Origin of the sequence: uncultured Parvibaculum sp. (genome assembly GCF_963975745.1) — a bacterium.
Classification (GTDB): Bacteria; Pseudomonadota; Alphaproteobacteria; order Parvibaculales; family Parvibaculaceae; genus Parvibaculum.
The window spans coordinates 63,206-89,966 of the sequence record NZ_CAXBIB010000010.1; the positions used below are offsets into that span (position 1 = coordinate 63,206).

Sequence of the window (26,761 nt, forward strand, 5' to 3'; positions counted from 1 at the left end):
GCTTTTTTGAAGAACGCGACAACGCCAGAGATCGAGTGACAACGTGAAATTCAATCGCCTTCGCCTTTCGGGTTTCAAATCCTTCGTCGATCCGACCGACCTCATCATCGAGCCGGGCCTGACCGGCGTGGTCGGGCCGAATGGCTGCGGCAAGTCAAACCTGCTCGAAGCGATGCGCTGGGTGATGGGCGAGAATTCGTTCAAGAACATGCGCGGTTCGGGCATGGAAGACGTGATTTTCGCCGGCACCGCGGGCCGGCCCGCGCGCAACCACGCCGAGGTCGTTCTCTACATCGACAATGGCGACCGGACGGCGCCGCCCGCCTATAACGACAGCGATGTCATCGAGGTCTCGCGCCGCATCGAGCGCGACCAGGGCTCGACCTATCGCGTCAATGGCCGCGAGGTCCGCGCCCGCGATGTGCAACTGCTGTTCGCCGACGCATCGACCGGCGCGCATTCGCCGGCGCTGGTGCGACAGGGCCAGATCGCACAGCTGATTTCATCGAAGCCGATCAATCGCCGCCGCATTCTCGAAGAGGCGGCCGGCATTACCGGCCTCTATACGCGCCGGCATGAGGCGGAACTTCGGCTGAAGGCCGCCGAAACCAACCTCACCCGTCTCGACGACGTGGTGGCGCAGCTTGAATCGCAGCTGGCCAGCCTCAAGCGGCAGGCGCGGCAGGCCGTACGCTACCGCAATCTTTCGGGCCAGGTGCGCGAGACCGAGGCAATCCTGCTGCATCTCAAATGGACCCATGCCGTCGAATTGCTGGCGCATGAGGAAGAGCGGCTGGCCGCAACCGATATTCGCGTGACCGAACTGACGCGCGAGGCGGCGGCGGCTTCCACCATGGAAGCGCAGGCCGCCGAGGCCCTGCCCCCGCTGCGCGAGGCCGAGGCCGTCGCCGCCGCGCGGCTGCACCGCCTGACCGTCGAGCGCGACAGCCTCGATGCCGAGGAGTCCCGCGCCCGCGAACAGGCCGAGCGTCTGACGGCGCGGCTGCAGCAGATTGCGCAGGATCTGGCACGCGAGCGCGATCTGATCGAGGATACGCGCGCGGCGATTGCGCGGCTCGACGAAGAAGCCGCCACCCTGCGCGCGGCGGATGAAGGACAGACCGAAGCCCAGAGTGAAGCCGCAACCCGGGTCGAGGAAACGCGCGGTCGCCTCGAGACGCATGAACAGGAACTCGATCAGCTCAATCAGGAGATTGCGCGCCTCTCGGCCGAACGCAACAGCCTTGTGCGGACAATCGACACAGGCCGTCAGCGCATCGAGAAGCTGGAGCGCCAGCTCGCCGAGATCGTCCGCGAGCGCGAAACGCTGGCCGATGCCGAGGAAAAGAAGGCACAGATTGCACTGCAATCGGCCGAGCTCGATGCGTCGGCGCTTCGGGTGGAAGAAGCCGAGCGCATGGCTCTCGAAGCCGAGGAAGCGCGGCGTATCGCGCAGGATGCCGAAAAGGCCGCGCGCGAACCGCTTCAGGTCGCCGAACGCACAGCCGGCGACCTGACCGCCGAGGCGAAGACACTGACCGAGCTGCTGTCGGTCGGCGAAAGCGACCTCTGGCCGCCGATGATCGACGCGGTGACCGTCGAACATGGCTACGAAACGGCACTCGGCGCGGCAATGGGTGACGACCTTGCGGTACCCGGCGATCAGGCGGCGCCCATCCATTGGGATGCGCTGCCACCCTTCGAAACCGCGCCGGAACTGCCCGACGGCGCGACGCCGCTTGCCTATTTCGTGCAAGGCCCGGCCGCTCTTTCGCGCCGCCTGTCGCAGATTGGCATCGTCGTCTCGTCCGAAGACGGCAAGCGTCTGCAGACGCTACTGAAGCCTGGTCAGCGTCTGGTGACACGCGATGGTGCGCTCTGGCGCTGGGACGGCTACACGGCGGCGGCCGATGCACCGACCGCGTCGGCGCGCCGGCTCGAACAGCGTAACCGCCTTGCCGATCTCGAAGCCGAGCTTGCTTCTGCGCGCGAAAACGCAAGGATTGTGCGGGCAGCGTTCGATGCGGCGCATGTGGCCGCAGAAGAGGCGGCGATGCGCGAACAGCAGCAACGCCAGGCGCTGCGCGAGGCGCAAGCCACGCATAATCATATCCGCGAAACGCTGACGGCAGCCGAGCGCGCCGCCTCGGCACAATTGTCGCGCCTGGCCTCGTTGAGTGAGTCCGAGGAACGCCTGACGGGCGATCGCGTCGAAGCATATCGCGCCCTTGAAGAGGCGGAGATCGCACTCCAGAACCTGAAGCCCGACGAGGAACTGCGCCAGCGCGCCAGCGCACTGCGTGATCTCGTCGCGTCGCTGCGGCTCGAACTGTCGGAAGCCCGCGCGCAGCACGAAGGACTTCGGCGCGAGGCCGAAGCGCGGATGCGCCGTCTCGGCGTCATTGCCGAGGAGAGCGCCGCGTGGCAGTCGCGGGCGGGCAATGCCGGCCAGCAGATCGAGACGCTGGAAGCACGCCGCATCGAGGCCGAGGCCGAGCTGAAGACGCTCGAGAATGTGCCGGCGCAGATCGAGGAAAAACGACATGCGCTGATGAGCCATATCGGCGAAGCCGAGACGGCGCGCGGAGAGGCCGCCGACGCGCTGGCAAATGCCGAGAAGTTGCTGTCCGAAACGACCAAGCACGCCCGGGACGTGCAATCCCATCTCGGCGAGACACGCGAGGAGCGCGCCCGCATTGACGGCCTGGTCGACGGTGCGCGGGAGCGGCGGCGCGAGGCTGAAGAGCGTGTGCGGGAGGTGCTGGAGTGCGCGCCTGAAGAAGCTCTAGCACAGGCCAATCTCGCCGAGGGCGCAGTCTTGCCGGACCTCGAACAGATCGATGCCAAGCTCGAGCGCCTGAAGCGCGAACGCGAAAGCCTCGGCGGCGTCAATCTGCGCGCCGAGGAAGAAGCGCGCGAACTGACAGAACAGCTCGAAACGATGACCGGCGAACGCGAAGATCTCGTCAGCGCGATCGCCAAGCTCCGGCAGGGAATCGGCAGCCTCAATCGCGAAGGCCGCGAACGAATGCTCGAAGCCTTCGAGAAGGTCAACGCCAATTTCTCACGTCTCTTCACGCATCTTTTCGGTGGCGGCGAAGCGCATCTGAAGCTGACCGAATCAGACGATCCGCTGGAAGCCGGTCTTGAGATCTTCGCGCGCCCGCCGGGCAAGCGGCTGCAGGTCATGTCGCTGCTGTCGGGTGGCGAGCAGGCATTGACAGCGATGTCGCTGATTTTCGCCGTGTTCCTGACCAACCCGTCGCCGATCTGCGTGCTGGACGAAGTGGACGCACCGCTGGACGATGCCAATGTCGAGCGGTTCTGCGACCTGATGGACGAGATGACACGGACGACCGACACGCGGTTCCTGATCATCACCCATCACGCACTCACCATGGCGCGCATGAACCGGCTGTTCGGAGTCACCATGCAGGAGCGCGGCGTCTCGACCCTGGTGTCAGTCGATCTCGATGTCGCCGAGAAAATACGCGAAGCATCCTGATCGTACCGGACCCGATTTCCGCAAGGGAAAGGCCTCCTTTCAGGAGGCCTTTTTCGTCTGTGCGGGAGACTCGTTTCACGTCCGTAGCGAGGCCGAATGCCGCAGTCGCGAAATGCGCCAGATTTCCCTTTTGTTACAACAGCTTAATTGCCTATCGGCGGTTCTTGACAGTACCAGACCCTGCAAGTAGGGTGCGCGCGGCTTGAGGCAGGGTTCTGCAGTTGTGACGGAGCTTTTTCGCGGGGAGCACGGAGTTTTGGCGGACCCTGAGGACGGCAAAATTCCCGACACTTCCGGCGCGGACATGGGGCGCAATTCCGATCTTGCGGATTTCGGCGCAAGGCTGCGAAAGACACAGCAGGCCCGCCTGAAGCCCACGTCCGGCAGAAGCCGGGGCACGGCCATGGGAATCGCTTTCCGGCTGGTCACCGAACTGGTGGCCGGTGTTTTCGTAGGAGCGGCGATCGGCTGGGTTCTCGACAGCTGGCTGGGCACGCGGCCCTGGTTTCTGCTGGTGTTCTTCTTCATCGGCGTTGCTGCGGGCATCTTGAATGTTTACCGGGCGGCGCGGCAGATCACGGCGGCAGCCGAACGGGACGCAGGCGGCGATCAACAGGGCTGAGGCCCATCCGACACAAGGGCGGCAAGCGTGGCGACAGAAAACGCAGAACATGGCGGCGGCGGCTTCGCCATCGACCCGATGCATCAGTTCGAGATCAAGACGCTTTTTCCGATGCAGTTCGGGAATATCGATGCGTCCTTCACCAATTCCTCGCTTTTCATGGTTCTTGCCGTGACCGTTGTGACAGGGCTCATGCTCACCGGCATCAACCGGCGCGCCATGGTGCCGGGCCGGCTGCAGTCGATCGTCGAGTTGTCCTACGAATTCATCGCCAACATGCTGCGCGACAACGTGGGAACGGCAGGATTGCGGTTCTTTCCCCTCGTGTTCTCGCTCTTCATGTTCATCCTGGCCTGCAACCTTCTGGGCATGGTCCCCTATTCCTTCACCGTGACCAGCCACATCATCGTCACCTTTGCGCTGGCCTTCTTCATCTTCATCGGCGTGACGATCCTCGGCTTCGCGGTGCACGGCCTCGGCTATCTCAAATTCTTCGTACCGCACGGCGTACCAGTCTATCTGCTGCCGCTGGTGGTGCCGATCGAGGTCGTCTCCTATCTGACGCGCCCGATCAGCCTGTCGGTTCGTCTTTTTGCCAACATGATGGCGGGACATACCGTGCTGAAGGTGTTTGCGGGCTTCGTGATCGCGCTTGGTGCGTTCGGTGTTGCCCCTGGCATCGTGCCGCTGGTCTTCATGGTCGGGCTCACCGGCCTCGAAGTGCTGGTTGCCGCACTGCAGGCCTATGTGTTCGCGATCCTGACCTGCATCTATCTCAACGACGCCTTGCATATGCACTGAGGCGCCGGCCCAAACGGGGCGAAAACCCCATCAATCAACCGCAACGGGGCGCGACCCGCACCCCTTACGACAACGGAGACTGAAGACCATGGAAGCAGAAGCTGCAAAGCTCATCGGTGCGGGTATCGCCTGTATCGCTCTTGCCGGCGCCGGCGTCGGCATCGGCACGATTTTCGGCAACTACCTGGCGGGCGCCCTGCGCAACCCCGCCGCGGCACAGGGCCAGTTCGGCAACGCACTGCTCGGCTTCGCGCTTGCCGAAGCGACGGGTCTGTTCGGCCTCGCCGTCGCGTTCCTGATCCTCTTCGCGTTCTGATCGACGCAGACGCTCAAGTGTTCCGGCGCCGCACAATGAGGCGGCGCCGGCAATCGCTTTCGGGAGAAGCGGCATGCCGCAATTAGCATTCGAAACCTTTGTGCCGCAGCTGGTCTGGCTCGTCATCACCTTCGGATTCCTCTATCTGATGATGGCGCGTGTGGCGTTGCCGCGTATTGCGACCGTTCTCGAAGAACGCCGCGACCGGATCGCCGACGACCTCGATCAGGCCGAGCAGTTCAAACTGCAGACGGACGACGCGATTGCGGCCTATGAAAAGGCCCTGGCAGACGCTCGTGCCAACGCGCATGAAATCGCGCAGGCGACACGGGACCGGCTGCATGAGGAAACCGAACGCCAGCGGCAATCGATCGAGGCGCGCCTCGCCGAAAAGATCGCCGCCGCCGAAAAGCAGATCGCCGCGACCAAGGAAAAGGCCCTTGGCAATGTACGTGCCGTTGCGATCGAGGTTGCCGATGCCGTGGTGACCGAACTTCTGGGCAATACCGACCGCGCAGCGACCGAACGCGCCGTCGACAGCGAACTCAAGTAAGAGAAGGATCGAAGCCCATGTTCGCGTCTCCTGATTTCTGGGTGCTGATTTCCTTCCTGATGTTCATCGGGCTGCTTGTCTATTTCAAGGTTCCGGGCATGATCGTCGGTCTGCTCGACAAGCGCGCTGCCGACATTGCGGCGGAACTCGACGAGGCCCGCCGACTTCGGGAAGAAGCCCAGCAACTCCTAGCCTCCTATCAGCGCAAGCAGCGCGACGCCATGAAAGAAGCAGAGGATATCGTTGCCCAGGCGAAGGTCGAGGCCGAGAACCTCGCCAAGGAAATTCGCGCCAACATGGAGCTGCAGGTCGAGCGGCGTACCAAGCTCGCCGAAGACAAGATCGCACAGGCCGAATCGCAGGCGCTCAGCGAAGTCCGTGCAACGGCTGCCGAAGTCGCCATCGGCGCGGCCCGAAACGTCATTGCCGACAAGGTAACGGCTGCCGAGGATGAGAAACTGGTCGAACGCTCGATCGCCGATCTCGCCTCCAAGCTGCACTGAGCCAACATCGTTTCCGAAGCCCCCGCCCCGCGAGAGCCGGGCGGGGTTTTTGTTTGCCTCCCGGGCTCACCGCACGTTCAATGGGCCTGCCATCGGGGAGGAACAGGCCATGCTCACCGCCTACACACAGACCAGCTTTGAACATGAAGGCACCGAGCGATCAGTCTATGTCCGGGGGCATGGACCCGCCGTCATCGTCATTCACGAGATTCCGGGCATCACGCCGGAAGTCATCCGCTTTGCCGACTGGGTGGCCGATGCGGGATTTCGCGTCAACATGCCCGAACTGCTGGGCGTGGCCGGCAAGCCGCTCACAAACGGCTATGTGATCTCCTCAATCGCGAAGCTCTGCGTGCGCCGCGAGTTCCACATCCTTGCGTCCAACCGGTCGAGCCCCATCACCGTCTGGCTGCGGGCGCTGGCGCGGCATGCGCATGAGGAAGCGGGCGGCAAGGGCGTCGGCGCGGTCGGCATGTGCTTCTCGGGCAATTTTGCGCTGTCGATGATGATGGAACCGGCGATGCTGGCGCCAGTGCTGTCACAGCCCTCGATGCCCTTCCCTGCCGGCGCGGCGCGCAAGGCGGCGCTGCATCTCTCGCCGGAAGAACTCGTCTGCATCAAGGATCGTTGTGCGAAAGGCGCCAAGGTGCTGGGCCTGCGCTTCAAGGGCGATTTCATGTGTCCGCCGGAAAAGTTCGAGAGCTTGCGCCGCGAGCTCGGCGACGCGTTCGAGGGCATCGAGATCGACGACAGGCACGCCAATCCCGACTCACCGGCTCCGAAGCCGCATTCGGTGCTGACCGTCGACCTGATCGACCGCGATGGCGAGCCGACCAAGGAGGCGGCCAAGCGCGTGATCGCCTTCTTTCAGGAGCGGCTGCTCGCCGCCTGACCATCGAGGCCTACGAGTGTCAACTCGGGCCACTTCTCCTTCCAGCGCGCCGCCTTTTCGGCGAGACGGACGGCATTGAAATTGGCGACCGGATTGGGGCGGACCGTCATCTTCGCAATGTCGTCGAAGCCGAACGGTGCATAGGTCCGCCAGCCGCCTTCCGCCGTCTGCACGCCGACCATGCAGGCCGGTGCCAGAAATCGGTCGATGCCGTCGGTCGCGCAGGTCAGCGGCGGATAGGGCATGCCGAATTTTTGCGGATACCAGAGGTGTACCCGCGCCTGGTTGCGCAGTTCAACCTCAATGCCGAACTGCGCAAATAGGGCGCGCGCCCGCGCGATGGCGCGATCTTCCGCTTCCCAGCTCGTGTCAGGATCGAAATAGAAGATGTCGTAGTCCTTGATGCCGTAGTCAGGCGTGCGACCCGTCAGGCCGTTCCATGCCGCCTGAAAGAGACTGCCCGACACAAGCCATGCGTCGGGCAGGTTCAAATCGGGCAGCCGGTCGAGGATCGTGCGGTTGGTTTCATTCGCTAGCGCGAGCGAAAGAAACCGGGCCTCGTCCATGCTATTCGGCAGCCTGCTTCGGTGCCGGCGGCACCCAACGTAGCACCGGGCTGCGGGCCGCGGCCGTCTCGTCGAGGCGGCGGCGGGGCGACAGATAAGGCGCGCCGGTGAAGCGCTCCTTGTCGTTCGACTTCGCGGCGCGGGCAAGATCCCTCAGCGTTGCGATGAAAAGATCGACCGCCTGCTTCGATTCGGTTTCGGTCGGTTCGATCAGCAATGCCCCATGTACCACGAGCGGGAAATACATGGTCATCGGATGATAACCTTCATCGATCATCGCCTTGGCAAAGTCGAGCGTCTCTACACCGGTTCCCTTCAGGAAGCGGTCGTCGAACAGCGCCTCATGCATGCACGGCCCCTCGAATGGTGCCGACAGATCGTTCTTCAGCGACGCCAGCACATAGTTGGCGTTCAGCACGGCGTCTTCAGCGACCTGCAACAAACCATCCGACCCGTGGCTCATCATGTAGGCAAGGGCCCGGACAAACATGCCCATCTGCCCGTGGAAGGCCGTCATGCGCCCGAAAGGCGTCATGCCGTCTGCCTTCGCATCCTCGTCGGTTTCGACCAGTCGGAAACCGTCTGCGCCATGTACCACATAGGGCCGCGGCGCAAAGGCCGCGAGGGCTTCGGAGAAAACCACCGGACCGGCACCCGGGCCGCCACCGCCATGAGGCGTCGAGAAGGTCTTGTGCAGGTTGATATGCATGGCGTCGACGCCGAGGTCACCCGGCCGGACCCGGCCGACGATGGCGTTGAAGTTCGCACCGTCACAGTAGAAATAGGCGCCGGCCTCATGCACCGCATCGGCGATTTCAATGATGTCGCGCTCGAAAAGCCCGCATGTATTGGGGTTCGTCAGCATGATGGCGGCAACATCGGGACCCAGCTTTCCCTTGAAAGCGGCGAGATCGACGCGACCATCCTTGGTCACCGGAATGGATTCGACCTTGTATCCCAGCAATGCGGCGGTCGCGGGGTTCGTTCCATGGGCCGATTCCGGCACCAGCACCCGGCTGCGCACTTCATCCTCGCCGCGCGCAATCAAGGCCGCACGAATGGCCATCATGCCGCAAAGCTCGCCATGCGCACCGGCCTTGGGCGAGAGCGCCACGCCCGGCATGCCGGTCAGTTCCTTCAACCAATGGGCCAGTGTGTCCATCAGTTCCAGCGCACCCTGGACCGTCTTGACGGGCTGCAGCGGATGAATGTCGCCGATGCCCGGCAACCGTGCCATTTTCTCGTTGAGACGCGGATTGTGCTTCATCGTGCAGGAACCGAGCGGATAGAGCCCTGCATCGATCGAATAGTTCTTGGACGACAGACGCACGTAATGGCGGACAATTTCAGGCTCCGACACACTCGGCAGGCCGACCCTCCCCTGGCGCTCGAAATTCCCGAGACGCGACGCAAAGGGTTCCGGCTCATCTAGGTCGACGCCGCAGGCACCCGGATTGTCGAGTTCGAAGAGCAGCGCCTCCTCGAGTTGCAGGGCGCGGTTGCCTGTGAAGGTTTCGCGCGACGCCACGCCGATGCTGCCAATGGAAGTCGGTCGTCCCTGCTTGTTCATTCCGGACATTACAGAACCTCCTCAAGCGCTGCGGCATAGGCAGCGCGGTCGGTATCGGTATTGATTTCGGTCGATGCGACGATCAGCAGATCGTCAAGACCGGCGCCCGGCAGCAACCGCGATGCGGGCACGCCACCCAGAATGCCCTTGTCGGCCAGCGCATCGACGACTTCCGCTGCAGATCGCGGCAAACGCATGGTGAACTCATTGAAGAATGCCTGATTGAGAATCTCGACGCCCGGCACCCTTGCCAGACGTTCGGCAAGATTGACAGCGGCCGCGTGATTGATCCGCGCCAGACGTTTGTATCCTTCCTCCCCCAGCAACGACATGTGGATGGTGAAGGCGAGACAGCAAAGGCCCGAATTGGTGCAGATATTGGAAGTCGCCTTCTCGCGGCGAATGTGCTGTTCGCGGGTCGACAATGTCAGGACGAAACCGCGCCTGCCGTCGGCATCGACCGTCTCGCCGCAGAGGCGGCCCGGCATCTGACGCACGAATTTCTGCCGTGTTGCGAACAGACCGACATAGGGGCCGCCAAAATTGAGACCGTTGCCGATCGATTGACCCTCGCCGACCACAATGTCGGCGCCCATGTCGCCAGGTGGCGTTACCGCGCCCAGCGATACGATTTCGGGCACGACGGCGATCAGCAGCGCTCCCCTGGCATGGGCCGCTTCGGCGATCGGGCGCAGATCAACCAGTTCGCCGAAGAAACCCGGGGTCTGGACAACGACACAGCTTGTGTCGTCGGCAATATGAGCAGCGATGTCTTCCGAGTTACCGGGAAGTGCCGGCGGCATGACCTCGAGCTCATAGTCGGCGAAATCCGAAATATTTTTCACGACCTCTGCATATTGCGGATGCAAGGTGCCCGAGAGGACCGCCTTCTTGCGCTTTGTCACGCGATGCGCCATCAGCACCGCCTCGCCGCAGCCGGTCGATCCGTCATACATCGAGGCATTGGCGACATCCATGCCTGTGATCATCGCCACCTGGGTCTGGAACTCGAAAAGATACTGCAGCGTGCCTTGCGTGATCTCGGGCTGATACGGCGTGTAGGACGTCAGAAATTCCGACCGCTGAATCAGATGGTCGACGGCGGCCGGCACATGGTGACGATAGGCCCCTGCCCCGACAAAGAACGGGACCGAACCGGCCGCAACGTTCTTCGACGCCATTCCCGACAGTGCGCGCTCGACTTCCATCTCGCCCTGCCTGCGCGGCAGATCGACCAGGCCGCCCAAGCGTGCGCGTTCCGGCACGTCACGGAACAGCTCATCGACGCTTTTCGCACCGATGACGCCCAGCATTTCATGACGGTCGGCTTCGGTCAGGGGCAGATAACGCATGATCGCAAGGTCCTTTTCGTGGATTGTGCGTGACGACACGTCGCGGCGCGTCGCGCCGGATCAGTGCAGGCCTTCGACGAATTCCTTGTAGGCAGTCTCGTCCATCAGTTTCTCCAGTTCGGAGGGATCCGACATACGGAGTTTCACGAACCAGCCATCCCCCATGGCATCCTCGTTAACGCCCGCAGGGGTCGCCTCGATGTCGCTGTTGACATCGATCACCTCTCCGCTCACCGGCGTGTAAACCTCGCTGGCTGCCTTGACGCTTTCCACCACGGCCGCTTCATCGCCCGCCTCGATGGTCTTTCCCACTTCAGGCAGTTCCACATAGACGACGTCGCCCAGCTGTTCCTGCGCATAGTCGGTGATGCCGATGGTCGCGATGTCGCCATCGATGCGAACCCATTCATGCTGATCGGTAAAACGAATGTCGCTCATCTGAAATCCTCTGACCCCTTGCTGAAGGCACTCTTAGTTGCCCCGATAAAAACGCTTTTCGACGAACGGCATGGCCGCAACATGCGCGGCACGCCCCTTGCCGCGCACCATCAATTCGACGGCGGTTCCCGTCTTTGCCGAATCCGCCGCGACATAGCCCATCGCAATGGGGCCACCGACGCTCGGCCCGTAGCCACCGCTTGTCACCACGCCGATCTTGCTGCCGCGGGCAAATATTTCCGTTCCCTCTCGCGCGGGAGCCTTGCCATCGGGCAGCAGTCCGACGCGCTTGCGCGGCGCACCCTTCGCAATCTGTGCAAGAATGATCTTCGCGCCCGGAAAATTCGCTTCCTCGCGGCGGCGCTTCGCGATCGTCCAGGTCAGCGCGGCCTCGATCGGCGTCGTCGTTTCGTCGATGTCATGCCCATAGAGACAGAGGCCTGCTTCCAGACGCAACGAGTCGCGCGCGCCGAGCCCGATCGGCCGGACTTCCGGTTCGGCCAGCAATGCCCTCGCCAAGGTCACCGCGTCGGCTTCCGGCACCGAAATCTCATACCCGTCCTCACCGGTATAGCCGGAGCGGCTGACCATGCAGGAGATGCCCGCGACCTGCATGTCGCGGGCGGTCATGAATTCCTGTGCCGCGGCGTCCGGGGCGAACCGCGCAAAGACGTCGGCCGCCCTGGGGCCCTGCAGAGCGATCAGTGCGCGGTCCTCGATCCGCTGGAGAACGACACCCGCCGGGAGGTGGGCCTCTATGTGTGCGAAATCGGCTGCCTTGCAGGCCGCGTTGACGATCAGAAACAGGCGGCCGTCCATCAGGGTCCGGGTCACCATAAGGTCGTCGCGGATACCTCCCTTGTCGTTCAGCAGCAGCGTGTAGCGTATCGCGCCGGGCGCAAGGTTGAGGATGTCGCCCGGCGTGAGCGCTTCGATCGCGCGGGCGACCGTTTCATGGTCGGGTCCGGTGAGCCAAGCCTGCCCCATATGCGACACATCGAACAATCCCGCCGCCTCTCGCGTGTGCAGATGCTCGGCCAGCACGCCGTCAGCGTATTGGACCGGCATGTCATATCCGGCGAAAGGCACCATTTTCGCGCCCCGTTCGACATGGAGCGCATGAAGCGGCGTTATCTCGAGATGGTCCGGGGCAACGGCAGGTTCCGACATCAGGCTTCCAGGCTCGTTCCTTGGACGACAGCGAATCAAATGGGTCGCTACATCGGCAAATTTCTTCGCCTGTAGCGCCCCACTCTGTCGCGGTACCTGAGAGATTTCGCGGTGGCGATCAATGCCGTTCCGCTTACGCCCTTCGGTGAGCCCGGCAAATCGGCCGCCGGCCTGCTTTCCAGAGATTCATCCCCCTGCGGTCCCTTGTGCCTGAGAGTTTCCGGGGCGGTTGCTCCTTCGGCGCCGGAGCCTAGTGCGCGCTCCGATCTCTCCCGCAGAGTTCATCTGAGTTGAGTGGGGCCGATCATATGGGGCGCCCGACGAGAGTCAATCGCGCGGCCGCCGAAACCCGTCAAAAACGGCCGAAAACGGCGATTCGCGGGCCTTGAGCCCGTTTCAGCGAATGGGTGTGTAGGCGGCGCTGCGATTGTAGGCCAGTTGCTCTGCCGAGAGCTGAAATCCGACCAGGACCTGATAAATGCGTCCGTCAGCCGCGCCGCCATAGGGCAGGATCGTTCCCTCGACGGTTTTGACAAAACGCGCCTGACGCTGCCCGGCCGGAAAATTTACCGGAATCTGATATATCTGCTTCTTGTCCAGCGTGTCGAAACGCCGCATCACGGCGACGAATACATTGAATGTCAGGTCGCGGGTCGTTGCGGCCGGTCCAAGCTCGGCCACGCCATCAAAGGCGAGGTCGACAGTGATGGTGGCGTCGTCGGTGTTGTACATGCACTTGGAGACCACCCGGCCGATCTCGGCGCGCGCCACAATATCGGTCAGATCCGTCCCCGAACCCCGCAGCACCGTCACATGATCGGTCTCGTTCAACACGCCCACCTGGGGACAGGGCAGTTGCGTCGTGCCCCCTTCCCTTTCGCCGCCGCCGAACGGATTGAGCGAAGAACAGCCGCCAAGCGCAAGCGACGCGACCAGCGCAATGCCAGCATGGCGATGGAGTCCGGTCAGGCGCGGCAGGCGTCGGAGCGCAGTCGAAAACGGCATCTGGTGTCACTCGATCTGTTGTGTTGTCTGTTGCGTTGGCGGGCGCGCGACCGGCTGACAGCCGATCGGCGGTATTCTTGACTTTCCCCGGCGGGACCCCTCTATTACCGGCAGTGGGTGACCTCGAAAGCCTTGCATTTCATAAGGTTAGGCAAGATATCCGGGCCGTTTCCGTCGGCATGGAAACTCTATCGGAGTGGCCCCGAAGTCACAAGACGGCACAGGCCGGACCCGGCCGGCAAGGTTCCCGAACACGCTATGAGCGATGCACTGGCAAAACCGCGATTGACGCTGCTGCTGGCAAGCCCGCGAGGGTTCTGTGCCGGCGTCGACCGCGCGATCCAGATCGTCGAAATAGCGATCGAAAAGTTCGGTGCGCCCGTCTATGTGCGGCATGAGATCGTCCATAACCGTTTTGTGGTCGAGAGCCTCGAGCGCAAGGGCGCCATCTTTGTCGAGGAACTGGACGAGGTGCCGCCCGGCGCCAAGGTCATTTTTTCAGCGCATGGCGTACCGAAATCGGTTCCCGCAGAGGCGCAGGCGCGGGAACTCATCTATCTCGATGCCACCTGTCCGCTGGTTTCGAAGGTCCATGTCGAGGCAGAACGACTGCATGAGCGTGGCCTTGAAATCCTGCTGATCGGCCATGCCGGCCATCCCGAAGTCATCGGGACAATGGGACAGCTTCCCGAGGGTGCCGTCCGACTGATCGAAACGGTCGCCGACGCCGAGACCCACCAGCCGGCGGACCCTGCCAAACTTGCCTTTATCACCCAGACCACGCTGTCGGTCGACGACACAGCCGAGATCGTTTCCGTATTACGCCAACGCTTTCCAGAAATAGCAGGGCCGCACAAGGAAGACATTTGCTACGCCACAACCAATCGGCAGGAGGCGGTCAAGGCGATTGCGCCGCGCACCGATGCCATGCTGGTAATCGGCGCACCCAACTCGTCGAACTCGATGCGGCTGGTCGAGGTCGCCGAGCGGTCGGGATGTGCCTATGCAGCACTGGTTCAACGCGCGAGCGACATAGACTGGAAGGCGCTAGGAAAGCCGGGCATTGTCGGCCTGACAGCGGGTGCAAGTGCCCCGGAGGTGCTGGTCGAAGAGGTCATTGAAGCCTTTCGCTCCCGCTTCGATCTGACGGTCGAGGATATTCCCGTGCGACGCGAATCGGTACAGTTCAAGCTGCCGCGCGCGCTCGCGGTCTGAGCGGGGGATCCATGGCCGTCTACACGGAAGTACCCGACGAGGAGCTTGAAGAGTTCCTTGCCGCATACGACATCGGCTCCCTGTTGTCCTACAAGGGTATCGCCGAAGGTGTCGAAAACTCCAACTACATGCTGCATACGGACAAAGGCACGTATTTCCTGACGCTCTATGAGAAACGTGTCGCCGAGGCGGACCTCCCGTTCTTTCTCGGACTGATGAACCATCTGGCGGATCACGGCATCAATTGCCCCACTCCCATCCGCAACCGCCAGGGCACAATGCTGGGCGAACTGTCCGGACGGCCGGCCGTTATCGTCAGCTTTCTCGAGGGTGTGCATGTGCGGCGGCCGCAACCGCGCCACTGTGTCGAGGTTGGACGTGCACTTGCCGGCATGCATCTCGCCGGACGCGATTTCGCCTTGAGAAGACCCAACGCACTCAATATCGACGGCTGGGGGCCGCTTTTCGATTCCTGCCGCGACGGTATCGACAGACTCGGCGCTGGCCTGGCTCAGGAGCTCGATCGCGAGCTGGGCGTGCTCGGCCATGAATGGCCACGTGATCTTCCGTCCGGCGTCATTCATGCCGATCTCTTTCCCGACAATGTGTTTTTCATCGGTGACCGTCTGTCGGGCCTGATCGACTTCTATTTCGCCTGCAACGATGCCTTCGCCTACGATCTTGCCATCTGCCTCAATGCATGGTGCTTTGAAAACGATGGTGCGTTCAACATCACCAAGGCGCGCGCCCTGCTGCAGGCCTATGCACAGGTACGCCCACTTGAGGCGAATGAACTTTCGGCGCTACCTCTGCTGGCGCGCGGCGCGGCGATGCGTTTTCTGCTTACGCGTCTCTACGACTGGATCAATCATCTGCCGGGGGCCTTCGTAAAGCCCAAGAATCCGAACGAGTATCTGCTCCGCCTTCGCTTCCACCGCGGCATCTCGTCGCCACGCAGCTATGGGCTCGATGTATGACTCGCGAGACGGTCGAGATCTATACGGATGGCGCCTGTTCCGGCAATCCGGGACCGGGCGGCTGGGGCGCCCTGATGATCTGGAACGGTCACGAGAAGGAACTTTCAGGCGGCGAGCCTGCCACCACCAACAATCGCATGGAACTGATGGCTGCCATCATGGCACTTGAAGCGCTCAAGCACGGCACACATGTGCGCATCCACACCGACAGCACCTATGTGAAGGACGGCATCACCAAGTGGATTCACAACTGGAAAAAGAACGGCTGGAGAAATGCCGCAAAGCAACCGGTCAAGAATGCCGAACTCTGGAAGCGGCTGGAGACCGCCCTCGAAACCCATGAGGTGAGCTGGCACTGGGTCAAAGGGCACTCCGATCATCCGGAAAACGACCGCGCCGACGCGCTGGCGCGGCAGGGGATGGCCCCCTATCTTCCGACATCCAAATGAAAAAGGGCCCCGTTTCCGGGGCCCTTTCAGTTTCGATCATTCAGTGTTCAAAGCTGCTTCAGCATGTTCTCGGCGCCGGACACTTCGGCCTTGCCGCCGGACGGCTCCAGATTGAGGCTCTTCACAACGCCGTCATCGACCAGCATCGAATAGCGCGACGAACGCATGCCCATTCCAAAGCCGGTACCGTCGAAGTCGAGGCCAAGCGCTTTTGTGAATTCGCCATTGCCGTCCCCAAGCATGGCCACTTTGCCGTCGGCACCCTGTGCCTTGCCCCAGGCACCCATTACAAATGCGTCATTGACCGAGACGCAGGCAATTTCGTCGACACCCTTCGACTTGATCGTTTCGGCACTCTGAATAAAGCCCGGCAGATGCTGGTTGGAACATGTCGGCGTGAAGGCGCCGGGCAGCGCAAACAACACAACCCTGCGGCCCTTGAAATACTCCGACGTCTTGACGGGCGCTGGCCCCTTGTCTGTCATCTGCATCAGCGTTGCATCGGGAATGCGGTCTCCGACCTTGATCGTCATTGCTGGCTCCATGGCTCATCTGTTGCGTGAATGCTTGCCCGACACCCTGTGGCGCCGCCGGTTGGCCGCATTAAAGCGCCAATACCCGCTGCCCGCCAGCCCCCTCACGATCTCTGACCATTCTGTGATCTCCGTCAGGGAGATGTCCAATAGACGATGCGTGCCTCCTCGGACCCAACCAGAAGAAATCCCAGCCTTTCGCCTTCGAGCATCGACGTCGACAGAACGCCAACCTCGACCGTATAGCGCAGAATTTCACCCTTGCGGTCGACCGCAGGCACGCCAAACCAGACGTCCTGTGGGCCGTCGATAATCAATTGCGGCGGCCTGCATCCGGCCGCACAACCCCGGTAAAGGATTTCGAGTACGGGCGCATGTGCCTCGCGCCACCGGACCTGCAACGCATCGCGGTCGGCCATGGGCTGCGGCAACCGGGAGAGCGCCGCCACAAGTGCCGGCAGATCGACCGAGGAGGCCGCGCCAGAACTCGACGGCGGAATCGTCAGTGCCAGATTTGCTTCCCGCGGCACACAGATGCTTTCCGAGCAAACGCCATAGAGCATGGACACGCGCAATGTCACCGGCCGACCTGCATCGGCCGGCACGACATTCAACGGCCAGAGCACCCTGTCCTTGTAGCCGAAGGTTACATCGCCGGGATCGTCGAAGCGCTGCGGTGCCGGCCAGCGCAGATCGACATGTTGGACATTCTCGGATTCCGACCAGTCGAAGGTCGGCGCGATGCCGCTATCGCCCGGATTCTTCCAATAGGTCTTCCAGCCGGTTTCAAGCTGCATTTCGACGCCGGCCAGAAACGGTTCGCCGTCATGAGCGGACACCGCCGACATGACAGCCATCCTTTCCGGTGCAGAGGCGCCTGCGATGGTCAGACCCACCGGCACAAGCCAGAGCACCATCGCGCAGAGCGCCACTCTCCATAAGGCCGTCAACTCTGGCATTTCCCGCCTTCTCCCGGTCAATTCGCATCGTCGCAGCAAGCCTGTCATATAAAACTACAGACCGAAATCGAAGAATGGTCCCAGTCCTCGCCGCTTGTCAGTTCAAGATGGGGCGTGACACGATGCCAGCGAGAGGGCAGGATTTTCCTTGCCGATCCGAACTACACCAATGGCCGGAGGCAGGCTGCCCATGAGCCCAATGTTGGCGGATTTGACCCATCAGCCGGGGGAAGACGGATTTCTCGAGGGGAAGATGCTGATCGCAATGCCGACGATCGGCGACCCTCGGTTTGAACGCTCGATCGTCTATATGTGCGTCCACAACCCCGATGGCGCAATGGGCATTGTCGTCAACAAGGCGGCCCCCGATATTACCTTTCCCGACCTCCTTGACCGCCTGTCGATCCGGACCCCGCACGGCACCAAGGAAATTGCGTGCCCGGTACTGGCGGGCGGTCCGGTGGAAACGGGCCGTGGGTTCGTCCTCCATACGCAGGACTATTTCTCCGACGACTCCACACTGCCTGTCGATGAGGATATCGGCCTGACTGCGAGCGTCGACATCCTGCGCGCAATGGCCACCGGCAGGGGTCCGCGTCACGCGCTTCTCGCGCTCGGCTATGCGGGCTGGGCACCTGGCCAGCTTGACGCCGAAATACAGGCCAATGGCTGGCTGCATTGCGATCCCGATCCCGAACTGCTGTTCGGTTTCGATCTTGACGCAAAATACGCCACTGCGTTGGCGAAGCTCGGCGTGGACATTTCGTTGCTCTCCGGCAGTGCCGGCCACGCGTGAAGGCCTCCAGCTTGTCACTCCCGCCAGTGACGCGCGATGAAATCGAGCGCTTCTGACGTGCGCATTGGCTGGCCAAAGTAATAGCCCTGCCCATAGTCGCAACCCATGCTCGCCAGATCATCCGCCTGCGACTGGCTTTCGGTGCCCTCAGCCACCACTTCCATCCCCAGATCGTGGGCCAGCGTGACCATCGAACGGATGATCAGTGGTGTTTCACGGTCGGAGGACATGCCGGCAACGAACGACCGGTCGACCTTCAGCGTGTCGAAGGGAAAGCGCTGCAAGTAGCTCAGACTCGAGTAACCCGTACCGAAATCGTCGAGCGAAAGTCCCGCCCCCAGGGCCTTGAGGCGTTGCAGCATTGTTGCGGCAAATTCAGGATTCTCCATCACAAGAGATTCCGTGACTTCGAGCTTCAACGACCCCCGGACAATGTCGATCCGATTCAATACGCGCTTCACATCATCGATCAGATCGTGACGGAGCAACTGGCGACTTGAGACATTCACGCTGACAAAAAGCGGGCGCTCTGCCGGAAAGAGTTTCTGCCAGGTCGCAAGCTCCTCGCTCGCGGCACGAAGTGCAAACCGACCGATTTCGTTGATTACGCCCAACTCCTCCGCCAGCGGCACAAAACTGTCCGGCGGCAGCAATCCGTCTTTCGGGTGATTCCAGCGAATCAATGCTTCGAAACCACGAACGTTGCCGTCGGTCAGCGACATAATCGGCTGATAGTAGAGTTCCATCTCGTGGCGCTCGATCGCATGTCGCAGGTCGGTTTCCAGTGTCAGATGGTCATCCGTCTCGGCACGCATTGCAGGCTCGAAGAGCTCGATCCGGGCCTTTCCAGCACGTTTTGCGCGATACATCGCGATTTCAACTTCCGTGAAAAGATCCTCCGGATTCTCGTGTGCGTCCTCACAAATCGCAACGCCGATCGACGAAGTCGGATAGACCTCATGCCCTGCAACCTCGATCGGCTGTCGGAGAAACTCGCTGGCCTGCTCGGCAAAAGAGCGTGCATCGTCGCGCTGTGTCCGCGATGTCAGCAAGACGGCAAATGCATCTCCATCGATACGCGCGACCGTGTCGTCTTGCGTTACCAGAGATTCCAACCGGCGCGCAATCGCAATCAACAACGCATCTCCGCCTGAGTGACCGAGACTATCATTGACCGTCTTGAATCGATCGAGATCGATCAATAACACCGCCGCCCGCGGCCGGTCGAGCAGGTCCTGCCGTCGAATGGCACGCTCCAGACGGTCCATGAAAAGGGCGCGGTTGGGCAATCCCGTCAGACTGTCATGGACGCTGTCGTGCAGCAGGCGTTCCTCGGCAAGTTTCCGAGCCGTGATGTCACGTACCGTGCCGATGCATCGCGCCGTTCCCGTGTCTGCAGCCGAAATGCAGCTCGCACTGAGACCTATCCAGCGAAAGACCCCATCCGAGTGACGCATACGAAATTCAAGCGTGAACGATACATTACCACGGTGGAAATACGCGTTGAGAGCTGTGCGATAGGTCTCGCGATCAGCCGGATGCATGTGTTCGCGCCAGAGAAGTTCGTTTCCGTCCAGCGTGCCGGCATCAAGGCCCAACATTGCCTCCACCGAGGGCGACACATACAGGCGGTCATTGGTCGCGTCCCAGTCCCAGACACCCATGCGCGCGCCAGACAAAGCAAAGGCATTTCGCTGCTCGCTGCGGAGCGTCCCGAGATCAGCGCGACGGCGACCGCCCTGTGCGTGATAGGCCGCAGCAAACGCAAACAGCGTCAGGGCGGCCGTGAGGAGTCCGCCCGAAAAAGTCGTGCCGGCAAAGGCGGCGGACATCCAGCCGACCGTGTGCAGTGCCGCGGCGAGACCGGCGAATCCGAACAGCACAGCGCCGGGTATAAGAAGCTGTGCCGGGCGAACACCACGCAGGGCTGCGGCCACGATCAACGGTACGCCTGCGACCATGGCAACAGCGACAATTGCGCGTACATAGAATGCACCAAGAGGTACGCTTAGAATCGCAAGTGGAATGCCTGCTAGCGCGGCGTAGGACATCCATCGAGCGAGACGCGACGGCCATTTTGCGAGGCGTTCAAGGTCGAGAAAAAAGCGCTCCAATGCAAAGACCGCCGCGGCAAAGAGCGCCAATGCCGAGCTGCGCAGGGTCATGTCCCATCGCGGACCGAGATCGAGCAAGGCGGCGAGGTAGCCGAATTCCGCAAGCAGGACCAGAAAACCTGTTCCGAGGAGTCCGGCCGTGGCACGAGCGGCCGCAACGCGCGTCAGGATCGCGAGCGCCGAAAGGTAGATTGCGAACGCCGCGACGACGGCAAGCATGCCGCCCTCGACCAGCGCCAGGCGTCGCATGAAGGCGCTCCATGCCTCGACATGCCAGAGATAGACGCTTTCCGGCGGTTCGTCGGCATGAAGCGCAACGGTGATGCTTGTTTCCGGTTCGGCCGAAATGGCGAAGACGGAAAATCCTCGCCGTTCCTCGCCCGGCATCGGCACGGGATCCTGACCGCCGGCCGTCACGGCACGGTCGACCGAGCCCCGGGGCAGCGGCCAGAACAGATTGCCCAAGCCCCGAGCGCGCTCATCCGCGACCAGATAGCGCTGAACCGGATCTGCTGACCGGTTGCGCAAGGCGATAACGAGCCAGGTGCCGGCCGCGCCATCGCCATCCGAAAGTACGATGGTACCGTCTTCAAGCGCGCCTTCGTCGATTTCGGCCGCCCCTTCCTCGGTTTCGCTGTCGATTCCCGCGGTTCCGGCTATCGGCGGCTCGATCGTCAGGCGCCGGCCGGCGGCCTCGTAGCGCTCGCCGTGTGGCGTCAGATCGACCACGGGCGCCCTGTCGTCAAGGGCCACTGCGTCCAGCGATTGCGCCGCACCGGTCGTGATGATCGAGACTGCCAAAGCGGCCGCCACAAGCGCGCCACTTCTGCGCGCTCTTTTCAATGCCCCTCGCCGCATCAGCCGCTCACTCCCCTTCACAAAGTCACCGGCGTGGATCATCGCGCAGAATGGCAAACACAACATGATCGCGCCACATGCCGTTGATGCGGAGATAGCCCCGCGCATGACCTTCCTCGGTGAACCCGCACTTGCGCAAGACAGCGCGGGACCTCTCATTCTCCGGAAGGCAGGCGGCCTGCAGTCTATGCAATTTCAATTCCTCGAATACGTAGGGGATCAGTGCCCGCACTGCCGCGGTCACATATCCCCGCCCCGCATACTTCTCGCCTGCCCAGTAGCCCAGGGCGCAGGACTGCTGGACACCGCGCTGAACGCCCGACAGCGTGCAACCACCGACAAGAGCATTATCCTGCTCCCGAAAGATGAAGAACGGGTAGGCATGATCTTCCCGGATTTCGCGCATATAGCGCCGAAGGCGGCGGCGATATGCCGGCCTGGTCAGATCGTCCTGACCCCATGTCGGCTCCCATGGCGTCAGGAAGCTGCGACTATCCTCCCGCAATCCAGCCCATGCGGAGTAATCGCCGTGCTGCGGCATGCGCAGATAGACGCCCTGTCCCAGAATGAGAGGTACGGTCTCCGGCTTCGTGATCGAACGAAGAAATGCCATGGCCGGACGCGCCTCCCGATCGCGACCTCAATTGGCAAATCTTGCCGCGATCCGATCGTAGGATTCAAGTCCGCCATTCTTGCCGGCAAGCGGACCGATGGCTGACACTGCAAGCTGATTGCCAGCCAGCAGACGGTCTGCATAGCGGCGCACAGCCGCTGCATCGACCGCCTCGACGCGCTCGATCAATTCGCCGATGGGCAGCACACGTCCATGAATCGTGAACTGGCGGGAAATCTGCTCGGCCCGGGAGGACGAACTCTCCAGCCCCATCATCAACCCGGCCTTGATCTGCGCACGGGCGCGTGCGACCTCATCCTCGTTTGCATCTTCGCCCAACCGTCCGATTTCTCCCGACATTACCGGCACGAGCTCCGCCACATCATCTGGCGAGGTGCCTGCATAGACACCAAAGACGCCAGTGTCGGCAAACGACCAGGAAAAGGCGAAGGTCGAATAGCAGAGACCGCGCTTTTCTCGTATTTCCTGGAAAAGCCGCGAAGACATGCCGCCGCCAAGCACGCCGGCAAAGACCTGCGCGGTATAGTAATCGGGGTCCGAATAGGTCGGGCCCTCGAAGGCCAGCGCCAGGTGGGCCTGCTCAAGATCGCGCTCGATGCGGCGCTCACCGCCCGAGAAGCGCGCCGGTTCGGCGCCGTTGGTTCCCCGGCTCCGCAATGCACCAAAACGCTCGCGGGCAAGCGCCACGAGAGCGGCATGGTCGATCCCCCCGGCACCGGCAAGCACCATGCTCGGCGCCAGATAGCGCTCGCTCATATAGCTTTGCAGTGCGTCGCGGCCAAAACCGGACACCGTATCCACCGTGCCGAGGATCGAACGTCCGAGCGGCTGGTGCGGATAGGCCGCTTCAAGCAAATAGTCAAAGACCATGTCGTCCGGCGTGTCGTGCGCCTGGCCAATCTCGGAAATGATCACGCCACGCTCACGCTCGACTTCCTGCGGGTCGAAGACCGAATGCTGCAGGATGTCAGCCAGAATATCGATCGCCAACGGCAGGTCCTGTTTCAGTACGCGGGCATAATAGGCCGTCGCCTCATGCGTCGTATGGGCGTTGAGGTAGCCGCCAACTGTCTCGATCTCCTCGGCGATAGCGAGAGCCGAACGGCGTTCCGTACCCTTGAACGCCATATGCTCCAGCATGTGCGATACCCCATGCTGCCGCTCGGCTTCGTGGCGCGCGCCCGTGTTGACCCATACGCCGACCGACGTTGTTTCGAGATGCGGCATGCTGTCGGTGACGACGGTCAGGCCATTTTCCAGCTTGGTCACTTCAACGGACATGGGCGGACTCCTTCAACAGTTACGCAGTAACGGAACGGGCACGTTCGCGGATGAACATCTCGACCGCATCGAGATCGTTGGGCAGCGCCGTCAGGCGCTCTTTCCGGGAGAACAGGTCGGCCATGGCCGGCGGTAGCGCCGGACGGATTCCGGTTGCCTCCTCGACGGCGTCCGGAAACTTTGCCGGATGCGCCGTTGCCAGCGTCACCATTGGCACATTCATGTCGCCACGGAGTTTTGCCGCGACGGCAAGGCCAACCGCCGTATGCGGATCCACCAGTTCGCCCGTCGCCTTCAGGGTCGCGGATATTGCTCCGCGCGTCTCGTTCTCGTCGGCTCTTGCCGCGCCGAACATGGCGCGCATGGCATCCAGCCGGACGGGATCGATTTCAAAGCCACCCGATTGGGCAAGGCTCTGCATCAGGCGCGTCACCGCAGCACCATCACGGCCATAGGCATCATGGAGCAGGCGTTCGAAATTCGAAGAAACCTGAATGTCCATGCTGGGACTGATCGTCGGCACGACCGTACCGACTTCGTAGCGTCCGCTTTCGAGAGCCCGCGCCAGAATGTCATTGACGTTGGTGGCAACAAGCAGGCGCGCGATAGGCAAACCCATACGCGCCGCCGCGTAGCCCGCAAAAACATCGCCGAAATTGCCAGTGGGCACCGAGAAGGCGACGGGGCGTGCCGGCGCTCCCAGCGCCACCGCGCTGGTGAAGTAGTAGACGATCTGGGCCATGACACGACCCCAGTTGATCGAATTGACGCCTGCCAGCGAAACATCGTCCCGGAAACGATGATCGTTGAACATCGCCTTGACCAGTGCCTGGCAGTCGTCGAATGAGCCGTCGATCGCAATATTGTGGACATTGGCGTCCAGCACCGTCGTCATCTGACGACGCTGCACCTCGGAAACGCGCCCCTTCGGATGAAGGATAAAAATGTCGGTCGTGTCGCGCCCTTTGAAGGCCTCAATTGCCGCCGAGCCCGTGTCGCCCGACGTGGCGCCAACAACCGTGATGCGGCTGCGACGGGCAGCCAGCACATGATCGAACAGGCGGGCAAGGATCTGCATCGCCACGTCCTTGAAGGCCAGCGTCGGCCCATGAAAGAGTTCCAGCAGCCAGTCACCGGGAGCAATTTGCGTCAGCGGCACAATCGCGCTGTGACGGAAACCTGCATAGGCCTCAGTGAGCATCTTCTGGAGTGCCGCATCGTCGATAGACGGGCCGATATAGGGCCTCATCACGCGAAACGCGACTTCTTCGTAAGGCAGGCCGGCCAACGCCCGAATCTTTCGTTCGCTGAGTTGCGGCCACTCCGCCGGCACATAGAGGCCGCCATCGCGGGCGAGGCCCGCGAGCAATGCATCCTCGAAATCAAGCTCCGGGGCGCCGCCCCGCGTGCTGACGTACTTCACCATAATCTCCTGGAATGCCAGCGCGAAAGACATTCGCGGGCCGGTCGGAGCTACCCTATCCGGCCGCGGCGCGAGAGGCAATTGCGCTGAGCGCGAGGCGACGAAATGACCAGAAATCAGCCTTTTGGACGCCCGAGTCGTCCCTGAGACCTGTGGTAAATCAGATAGATAGCGATCAGGACCACACTCAGGCCAAACCAGGTCAGGGCATAGTCGAGATGGTTGTTCGGCAGGTCGACGCGGGTCCGCCCGGCTTTTGGCCAAGCTCCTGACGCGCTCGCGGCCTCCGCCTCGATGATGAAGGGTGCCACCCGTCCAAGACCCAGATACGTGCCCATCACGACCGGGTCGCGCACCATCCAGACGTTACGGATCGGGTCATCGGCACCATCGAAAAGTCCGCGCGGCTGCGGCGTGCGAAGGACACCGACAAGGCTCACCTCATCGTCGCTCTCTGTCGCCAGGCGCGTCATGCGGTCCTTCATTGCCACTGGGACAAAACCACGATCGACCAGAACGACAGCGTCCGGGGCATTCGCCAGTACCAACGGTGTGATCACCGCATAGCCCGGCGCACCCGACTCATTCTGGGTGAAGTAGTGCAATTCCTGCGCGTGCTGAAAGCGGCCGGTCAATGCAACGCGCGTGTATTCAATCGCGGCCGCATCGAGACTGGCCCATTCCTCGGGCGCGGGCAGCATGATGGGGTCGGCGGCCAGCCGTTCGGTCATCGTCGCGATCAGGTCGCGCTTCCATTCGAGCCGCTCGAGTTGCCAGAAGCCCAGAACCAGCAGCACCGGCAGCATGGCGGCCGTCAGCAGCGTCGGCCACAGCATGGGCCGGAAGGAAAATCTGCCGTGTCCGACTTCATTCATGGCTCGAGGCGTCCTTCGCGTGCCTTGTGGCGGAATTGCTGCGCGACCAGCCAGCCCTTGAGCGGGCGCAGGAGCCCCAGCGGCAGCAGAATTGTCAGCGGCAACCAGAGCGCGGCATGGACCCAATAGGGTGGCGACCAGGTGAACTCGACCCACAGGACAAGACCGACAATGATGAAGCCGGCGATCATCATGATAAAGACCGCCGGTCCATCGCCTGAATCGGCAAACGCATAATCAAGGCCACAGACACTGCATCCGGGCGCCAGCGTCAGGAAGCCGTCATAGAGCCGACCCTTGCCGCAGCGCGGGCAGCACGCGCGCAATGCCACCGTCACCGAAGATGGCATTTGATCAGTCTGCATGCTCATGGGTCCCTCATGAAGCGAAAGGGCGGCCACGCTGTCCGCGGGCCGCCCCCCATTCCGATTGTGGATCGTCGCATCCGCGCGATCAGTGATAGACCGCGCCGACCGAAGCCCAGACATAGATGGCAAAAAACAGGAACAGCCAGACCACGTCGACGAAGTGCCAGTACCAGGCCGCCGCCTCGAAGCCGAAATGCTGCTTCGGTGTAAAATGCCCCTTCATGGCCCGCAGCAGGCAGACGATCAGGAAGATCGTACCGACGATCACGTGGAAACCGTGGAAGCCGGTTGCCATGAAGAAGGTCGAGCCGTAGATACTGCCGGCAAAAGAGAAGGCCGCATGCTGGTACTCATAGGCCTGGACGGCCGTGAACAGCAGGCCGAGCGCCACCGTCAATGCCAACCCCTGCACAAGACCCTTCCGATCATCATGCAGCAGCGCATGGTGCGCCCACGTGACCGTCGTGCCGGATGTCAGCAGGATGAGCGTGTTGATCAGCGGCAAGTGCCAGGGATCGAAGACCTCGACGCCCTGGGGCGGCCAGTGGCCGCCGGTGAACTCGACGCGCGCTGCCTGAATTTCCTCGCCGGCGAACAGGCTCGCATCGAAGAAGGCCCAGAACCAGGCGACAAAGAACATCACTTCAGAGGCAATGAAAAGGATCATGCCATAGCGCAGGTGAAGCTGCACGACCGGCGTATGATCACCCTTGTGCGCTTCGCGGATCACGTCCCGCCACCAAGCGAACATCGTGTAGAACACAATGGCAAAGCCGAGGATCATGATCCAGGAGCTTGCCATCTCGTGCATCCAGAGAACCGCACCAACGGCCAGAACAAAGGCACCGATGGCGCCGACGACAGGCCAGGGGCTCGGGTCTACCAGATGATAATCGTGATGTTTGGCGTGTGCGTCAGCCATGTCCCCATTTCTCCAGTTCGCATGCGGCGGACGCGGCCGCCGGATCAATCCATTCCAATTCGCC

Annotated in this window: 26 protein-coding genes and 1 riboswitch; of the genes, 11 read left to right on the plus strand and 15 right to left on the minus strand. The window is 62.1% G+C overall.

Annotated elements, in window-relative coordinates; all coding sequences use genetic code 11:
• The first annotated feature begins 43 nt into the window (after positions 1 to 43).
• The 7 genes from smc (at position 44) to AAC071_RS09685 (ending at position 7,192) form a co-directional block, all read left to right on the plus strand.
• Positions 44 to 3,505: a chromosome segregation protein SMC gene (smc, locus tag AAC071_RS09655; protein ID WP_339832061.1), complete on the plus strand. Its 3,462-nt coding sequence runs from the start codon at positions 44 to 46 to the stop codon at positions 3,503 to 3,505.
• Between the two features lie 403 nt (positions 3,506 to 3,908).
• The gene (locus tag AAC071_RS09660; RefSeq protein WP_339832062.1) at positions 3,909 to 4,127 is read left to right on the plus strand and encodes an AtpZ/AtpI family protein; all 219 of its coding nucleotides are present in this window, start codon (positions 3,909 to 3,911) and stop codon (positions 4,125 to 4,127) included.
• A gap of 78 nt (positions 4,128 to 4,205) precedes the next feature.
• Positions 4,206 to 4,928, plus strand: coding sequence for a F0F1 ATP synthase subunit A (locus AAC071_RS09665; RefSeq protein ID WP_339832168.1), 723 nt, complete (start codon positions 4,206 to 4,208; stop codon positions 4,926 to 4,928).
• An 88-nt stretch (positions 4,929 to 5,016) separates the two neighbouring features.
• On the plus strand, positions 5,017 to 5,244 hold the full coding sequence (locus tag AAC071_RS09670) for a F0F1 ATP synthase subunit C (protein WP_293206658.1): 228 nt from the start codon (positions 5,017 to 5,019) through the stop codon (positions 5,242 to 5,244).
• Between the two features lie 73 nt (positions 5,245 to 5,317).
• Complete coding sequence (locus AAC071_RS09675) at positions 5,318 to 5,797, plus strand: F0F1 ATP synthase subunit B' (protein WP_339832063.1); 480 nt, start codon at positions 5,318 to 5,320, stop codon at positions 5,795 to 5,797.
• Positions 5,798 to 5,814: 17 nt separating this feature from the next.
• Entirely contained in the window at positions 5,815 to 6,300 is a 486-nt protein-coding gene (locus AAC071_RS09680) for an ATP F0F1 synthase subunit B (RefSeq protein ID WP_339832064.1), read from the plus strand.
• Positions 6,301 to 6,409: 109 nt separating this feature from the next.
• On the plus strand, positions 6,410 to 7,192 hold the full coding sequence (locus AAC071_RS09685) for a dienelactone hydrolase family protein (RefSeq protein WP_339832066.1): 783 nt from the start codon (positions 6,410 to 6,412) through the stop codon (positions 7,190 to 7,192).
• Here the strand turns inward: AAC071_RS09685 and AAC071_RS09690 are convergent.
• From AAC071_RS09690 to AAC071_RS09715, 6 genes are all read right to left on the minus strand, one after another.
• Positions 7,168 to 7,758 (minus strand): nucleotidyltransferase family protein, encoded by a 591-nt coding sequence (locus tag AAC071_RS09690; protein ID WP_339832067.1) that lies wholly within the window; start codon positions 7,756 to 7,758, stop codon positions 7,168 to 7,170. The two genes, AAC071_RS09685 and AAC071_RS09690, sit on opposite strands and share 25 nt — an antisense overlap.
• 1 nt (position 7,759) lies before the next feature.
• Positions 7,760 to 9,328, minus strand: a complete 1,569-nt coding sequence (gene gcvPB, locus AAC071_RS09695; protein ID WP_339832169.1) for an aminomethyl-transferring glycine dehydrogenase subunit GcvPB — start codon at positions 9,326 to 9,328, stop codon at positions 7,760 to 7,762.
• A gap of 8 nt (positions 9,329 to 9,336) precedes the next feature.
• A complete protein-coding gene (gcvPA, locus tag AAC071_RS09700) occupies positions 9,337 to 10,680 on the minus strand; it encodes an aminomethyl-transferring glycine dehydrogenase subunit GcvPA (protein WP_339832068.1) in 1,344 nt (447 codons plus the stop codon).
• Positions 10,681 to 10,740: 60 nt separating this feature from the next.
• Positions 10,741 to 11,118: a glycine cleavage system protein GcvH gene (gcvH, locus tag AAC071_RS09705; protein ID WP_339832069.1), complete on the minus strand. Its 378-nt coding sequence runs from the start codon at positions 11,116 to 11,118 to the stop codon at positions 10,741 to 10,743.
• Between the two features lie 33 nt (positions 11,119 to 11,151).
• The gene (gene gcvT, locus AAC071_RS09710) at positions 11,152 to 12,288 is read right to left on the minus strand and encodes a glycine cleavage system aminomethyltransferase GcvT (RefSeq protein ID WP_339832071.1); all 1,137 of its coding nucleotides are present in this window, start codon (positions 12,286 to 12,288) and stop codon (positions 11,152 to 11,154) included.
• Between the two features lie 187 nt (positions 12,289 to 12,475).
• A riboswitch (glycine riboswitch) is annotated at positions 12,476 to 12,573 on the minus strand.
• A gap of 111 nt (positions 12,574 to 12,684) precedes the next feature.
• Complete coding sequence (locus AAC071_RS09715; RefSeq protein WP_339832072.1) at positions 12,685 to 13,293, minus strand: hypothetical protein; 609 nt, start codon at positions 13,291 to 13,293, stop codon at positions 12,685 to 12,687.
• 258 nt (positions 13,294 to 13,551) lie between these two features.
• Between AAC071_RS09715 and ispH the strand changes: the two genes are divergently transcribed.
• From ispH to rnhA, 3 genes are read left to right on the plus strand one after another with little or no spacing between them, the layout of a single operon-like run.
• Complete coding sequence (ispH, locus tag AAC071_RS09720) at positions 13,552 to 14,508, plus strand: 4-hydroxy-3-methylbut-2-enyl diphosphate reductase (protein WP_339832074.1); 957 nt, start codon at positions 13,552 to 13,554, stop codon at positions 14,506 to 14,508.
• Between the two features lie 11 nt (positions 14,509 to 14,519).
• Positions 14,520 to 15,485: a homoserine kinase gene (locus AAC071_RS09725; RefSeq protein WP_339832075.1), complete on the plus strand. Its 966-nt coding sequence runs from the start codon at positions 14,520 to 14,522 to the stop codon at positions 15,483 to 15,485.
• Positions 15,482 to 15,934: a ribonuclease HI gene (gene rnhA / locus AAC071_RS09730; RefSeq protein ID WP_339832076.1), complete on the plus strand. Its 453-nt coding sequence runs from the start codon at positions 15,482 to 15,484 to the stop codon at positions 15,932 to 15,934. The genes AAC071_RS09725 and rnhA overlap by 4 nt, the downstream gene beginning before the upstream one ends.
• 47 nt (positions 15,935 to 15,981) lie before the next feature.
• Here the strand turns inward: rnhA and AAC071_RS09735 are convergent, their stop codons facing one another.
• Positions 15,982 to 16,467, minus strand: coding sequence for a peroxiredoxin (locus AAC071_RS09735; protein ID WP_339832078.1), 486 nt, complete (start codon positions 16,465 to 16,467; stop codon positions 15,982 to 15,984).
• A 134-nt stretch (positions 16,468 to 16,601) separates the two neighbouring features.
• On the minus strand, positions 16,602 to 17,426 hold the full coding sequence (locus tag AAC071_RS09740) for a protein-disulfide reductase DsbD domain-containing protein (protein ID WP_339832080.1): 825 nt from the start codon (positions 17,424 to 17,426) through the stop codon (positions 16,602 to 16,604).
• A gap of 190 nt (positions 17,427 to 17,616) precedes the next feature.
• On the opposite strand from AAC071_RS09740, the gene AAC071_RS09745 reads away from it, so the two are divergent.
• Positions 17,617 to 18,222, plus strand: a complete 606-nt coding sequence (locus AAC071_RS09745) for a YqgE/AlgH family protein (RefSeq protein ID WP_339832081.1) — start codon at positions 17,617 to 17,619, stop codon at positions 18,220 to 18,222.
• Positions 18,223 to 18,236: 14 nt separating this feature from the next.
• Here the strand turns inward: AAC071_RS09745 and AAC071_RS09750 are convergent, their stop codons facing one another.
• The 7 genes from AAC071_RS09750 to AAC071_RS09780 form a co-directional block, all read right to left on the minus strand.
• Complete coding sequence (locus AAC071_RS09750) at positions 18,237 to 21,137, minus strand: EAL domain-containing protein (RefSeq protein WP_339832082.1); 2,901 nt, start codon at positions 21,135 to 21,137, stop codon at positions 18,237 to 18,239.
• A gap of 82 nt (positions 21,138 to 21,219) precedes the next feature.
• The gene (locus AAC071_RS09755) at positions 21,220 to 21,807 is read right to left on the minus strand and encodes a GNAT family protein (protein ID WP_339832084.1); all 588 of its coding nucleotides are present in this window, start codon (positions 21,805 to 21,807) and stop codon (positions 21,220 to 21,222) included.
• 27 nt (positions 21,808 to 21,834) lie between these two features.
• Positions 21,835 to 23,109: a pitrilysin family protein gene (locus AAC071_RS09760; protein WP_339832086.1), complete on the minus strand. Its 1,275-nt coding sequence runs from the start codon at positions 23,107 to 23,109 to the stop codon at positions 21,835 to 21,837.
• 19 nt (positions 23,110 to 23,128) lie between these two features.
• Entirely contained in the window at positions 23,129 to 24,532 is a 1,404-nt protein-coding gene (thrC, locus tag AAC071_RS09765; protein WP_339832087.1) for a threonine synthase, read from the minus strand.
• Positions 24,533 to 24,648: 116 nt separating this feature from the next.
• A complete protein-coding gene (locus tag AAC071_RS09770; RefSeq protein ID WP_339832088.1) occupies positions 24,649 to 25,407 on the minus strand; it encodes an SURF1 family protein in 759 nt (252 codons plus the stop codon).
• Entirely contained in the window at positions 25,404 to 25,778 is a 375-nt protein-coding gene (locus AAC071_RS09775) for a DUF983 domain-containing protein (RefSeq protein WP_339832089.1), read from the minus strand. Before AAC071_RS09775 ends, AAC071_RS09770 begins: the two co-directional genes overlap by 4 nt.
• A gap of 82 nt (positions 25,779 to 25,860) precedes the next feature.
• Positions 25,861 to 26,697, minus strand: coding sequence for a cytochrome c oxidase subunit 3 (locus AAC071_RS09780; protein ID WP_339832091.1), 837 nt, complete (start codon positions 26,695 to 26,697; stop codon positions 25,861 to 25,863).
• Positions 26,698 to 26,761 lie beyond the last annotated feature (64 nt).

Bases quoted from the DNA above. Each gene is read 5' to 3' on its own strand.
- AAC071_RS09775 (WP_339832089.1), bottom strand. From the start codon at position 25,778: ATGAGCATGCAGACTGATCAAATGCCATCTTCGGTGACGGTGGCATTG.
- AAC071_RS09680 (WP_339832064.1), top strand. From the start codon at position 5,815: ATGTTCGCGTCTCCTGATTTCTGGGTGCTGATTTCCTTCCTGATGTTC.
- AAC071_RS09670 (WP_293206658.1), top strand. From the start codon at position 5,017: ATGGAAGCAGAAGCTGCAAAGCTCATCGGTGCGGGTATCGCCTGTATC.
- AAC071_RS09685 (WP_339832066.1), top strand. From the start codon at position 6,410: ATGCTCACCGCCTACACACAGACCAGCTTTGAACATGAAGGCACCGAG.
- AAC071_RS09665 (WP_339832168.1), top strand. From the start codon at position 4,206: ATGCATCAGTTCGAGATCAAGACGCTTTTTCCGATGCAGTTCGGGAAT.
- AAC071_RS09660 (WP_339832062.1), top strand. From the start codon at position 3,909: ATGGGAATCGCTTTCCGGCTGGTCACCGAACTGGTGGCCGGTGTTTTC.
- gcvPA (WP_339832068.1), bottom strand. From the start codon at position 10,680: ATGCGTTATCTGCCCCTGACCGAAGCCGACCGTCATGAAATGCTGGGC.
- AAC071_RS09690 (WP_339832067.1), bottom strand. From the start codon at position 7,758: ATGGACGAGGCCCGGTTTCTTTCGCTCGCGCTAGCGAATGAAACCAAC.
- AAC071_RS09755 (WP_339832084.1), bottom strand. From the start codon at position 21,807: ATGGCATTTCTTCGTTCGATCACGAAGCCGGAGACCGTACCTCTCATT.
- AAC071_RS09780 (WP_339832091.1), bottom strand. From the start codon at position 26,697: ATGGCTGACGCACACGCCAAACATCACGATTATCATCTGGTAGACCCG.
- gcvPB (WP_339832169.1), bottom strand. From the start codon at position 9,328: ATGAACAAGCAGGGACGACCGACTTCCATTGGCAGCATCGGCGTGGCG.
- AAC071_RS09770 (WP_339832088.1), bottom strand. From the start codon at position 25,407: ATGAATGAAGTCGGACACGGCAGATTTTCCTTCCGGCCCATGCTGTGG.
- AAC071_RS09675 (WP_339832063.1), top strand. From the start codon at position 5,318: ATGCCGCAATTAGCATTCGAAACCTTTGTGCCGCAGCTGGTCTGGCTC.
- AAC071_RS09725 (WP_339832075.1), top strand. From the start codon at position 14,520: ATGGCCGTCTACACGGAAGTACCCGACGAGGAGCTTGAAGAGTTCCTT.
- AAC071_RS09745 (WP_339832081.1), top strand. From the start codon at position 17,617: ATGAGCCCAATGTTGGCGGATTTGACCCATCAGCCGGGGGAAGACGGA.
- AAC071_RS09760 (WP_339832086.1), bottom strand. From the start codon at position 23,109: ATGTCCGTTGAAGTGACCAAGCTGGAAAATGGCCTGACCGTCGTCACC.
- ispH (WP_339832074.1), top strand. From the start codon at position 13,552: ATGAGCGATGCACTGGCAAAACCGCGATTGACGCTGCTGCTGGCAAGC.
- AAC071_RS09740 (WP_339832080.1), bottom strand. From the start codon at position 17,426: ATGCCAGAGTTGACGGCCTTATGGAGAGTGGCGCTCTGCGCGATGGTG.
- gcvT (WP_339832071.1), bottom strand. From the start codon at position 12,288: ATGTCGGAACCTGCCGTTGCCCCGGACCATCTCGAGATAACGCCGCTT.
- AAC071_RS09715 (WP_339832072.1), bottom strand. From the start codon at position 13,293: ATGCCGTTTTCGACTGCGCTCCGACGCCTGCCGCGCCTGACCGGACTC.
- rnhA (WP_339832076.1), top strand. From the start codon at position 15,482: ATGACTCGCGAGACGGTCGAGATCTATACGGATGGCGCCTGTTCCGGC.
- AAC071_RS09735 (WP_339832078.1), bottom strand. From the start codon at position 16,467: ATGACGATCAAGGTCGGAGACCGCATTCCCGATGCAACGCTGATGCAG.
- gcvH (WP_339832069.1), bottom strand. From the start codon at position 11,118: ATGAGCGACATTCGTTTTACCGATCAGCATGAATGGGTTCGCATCGAT.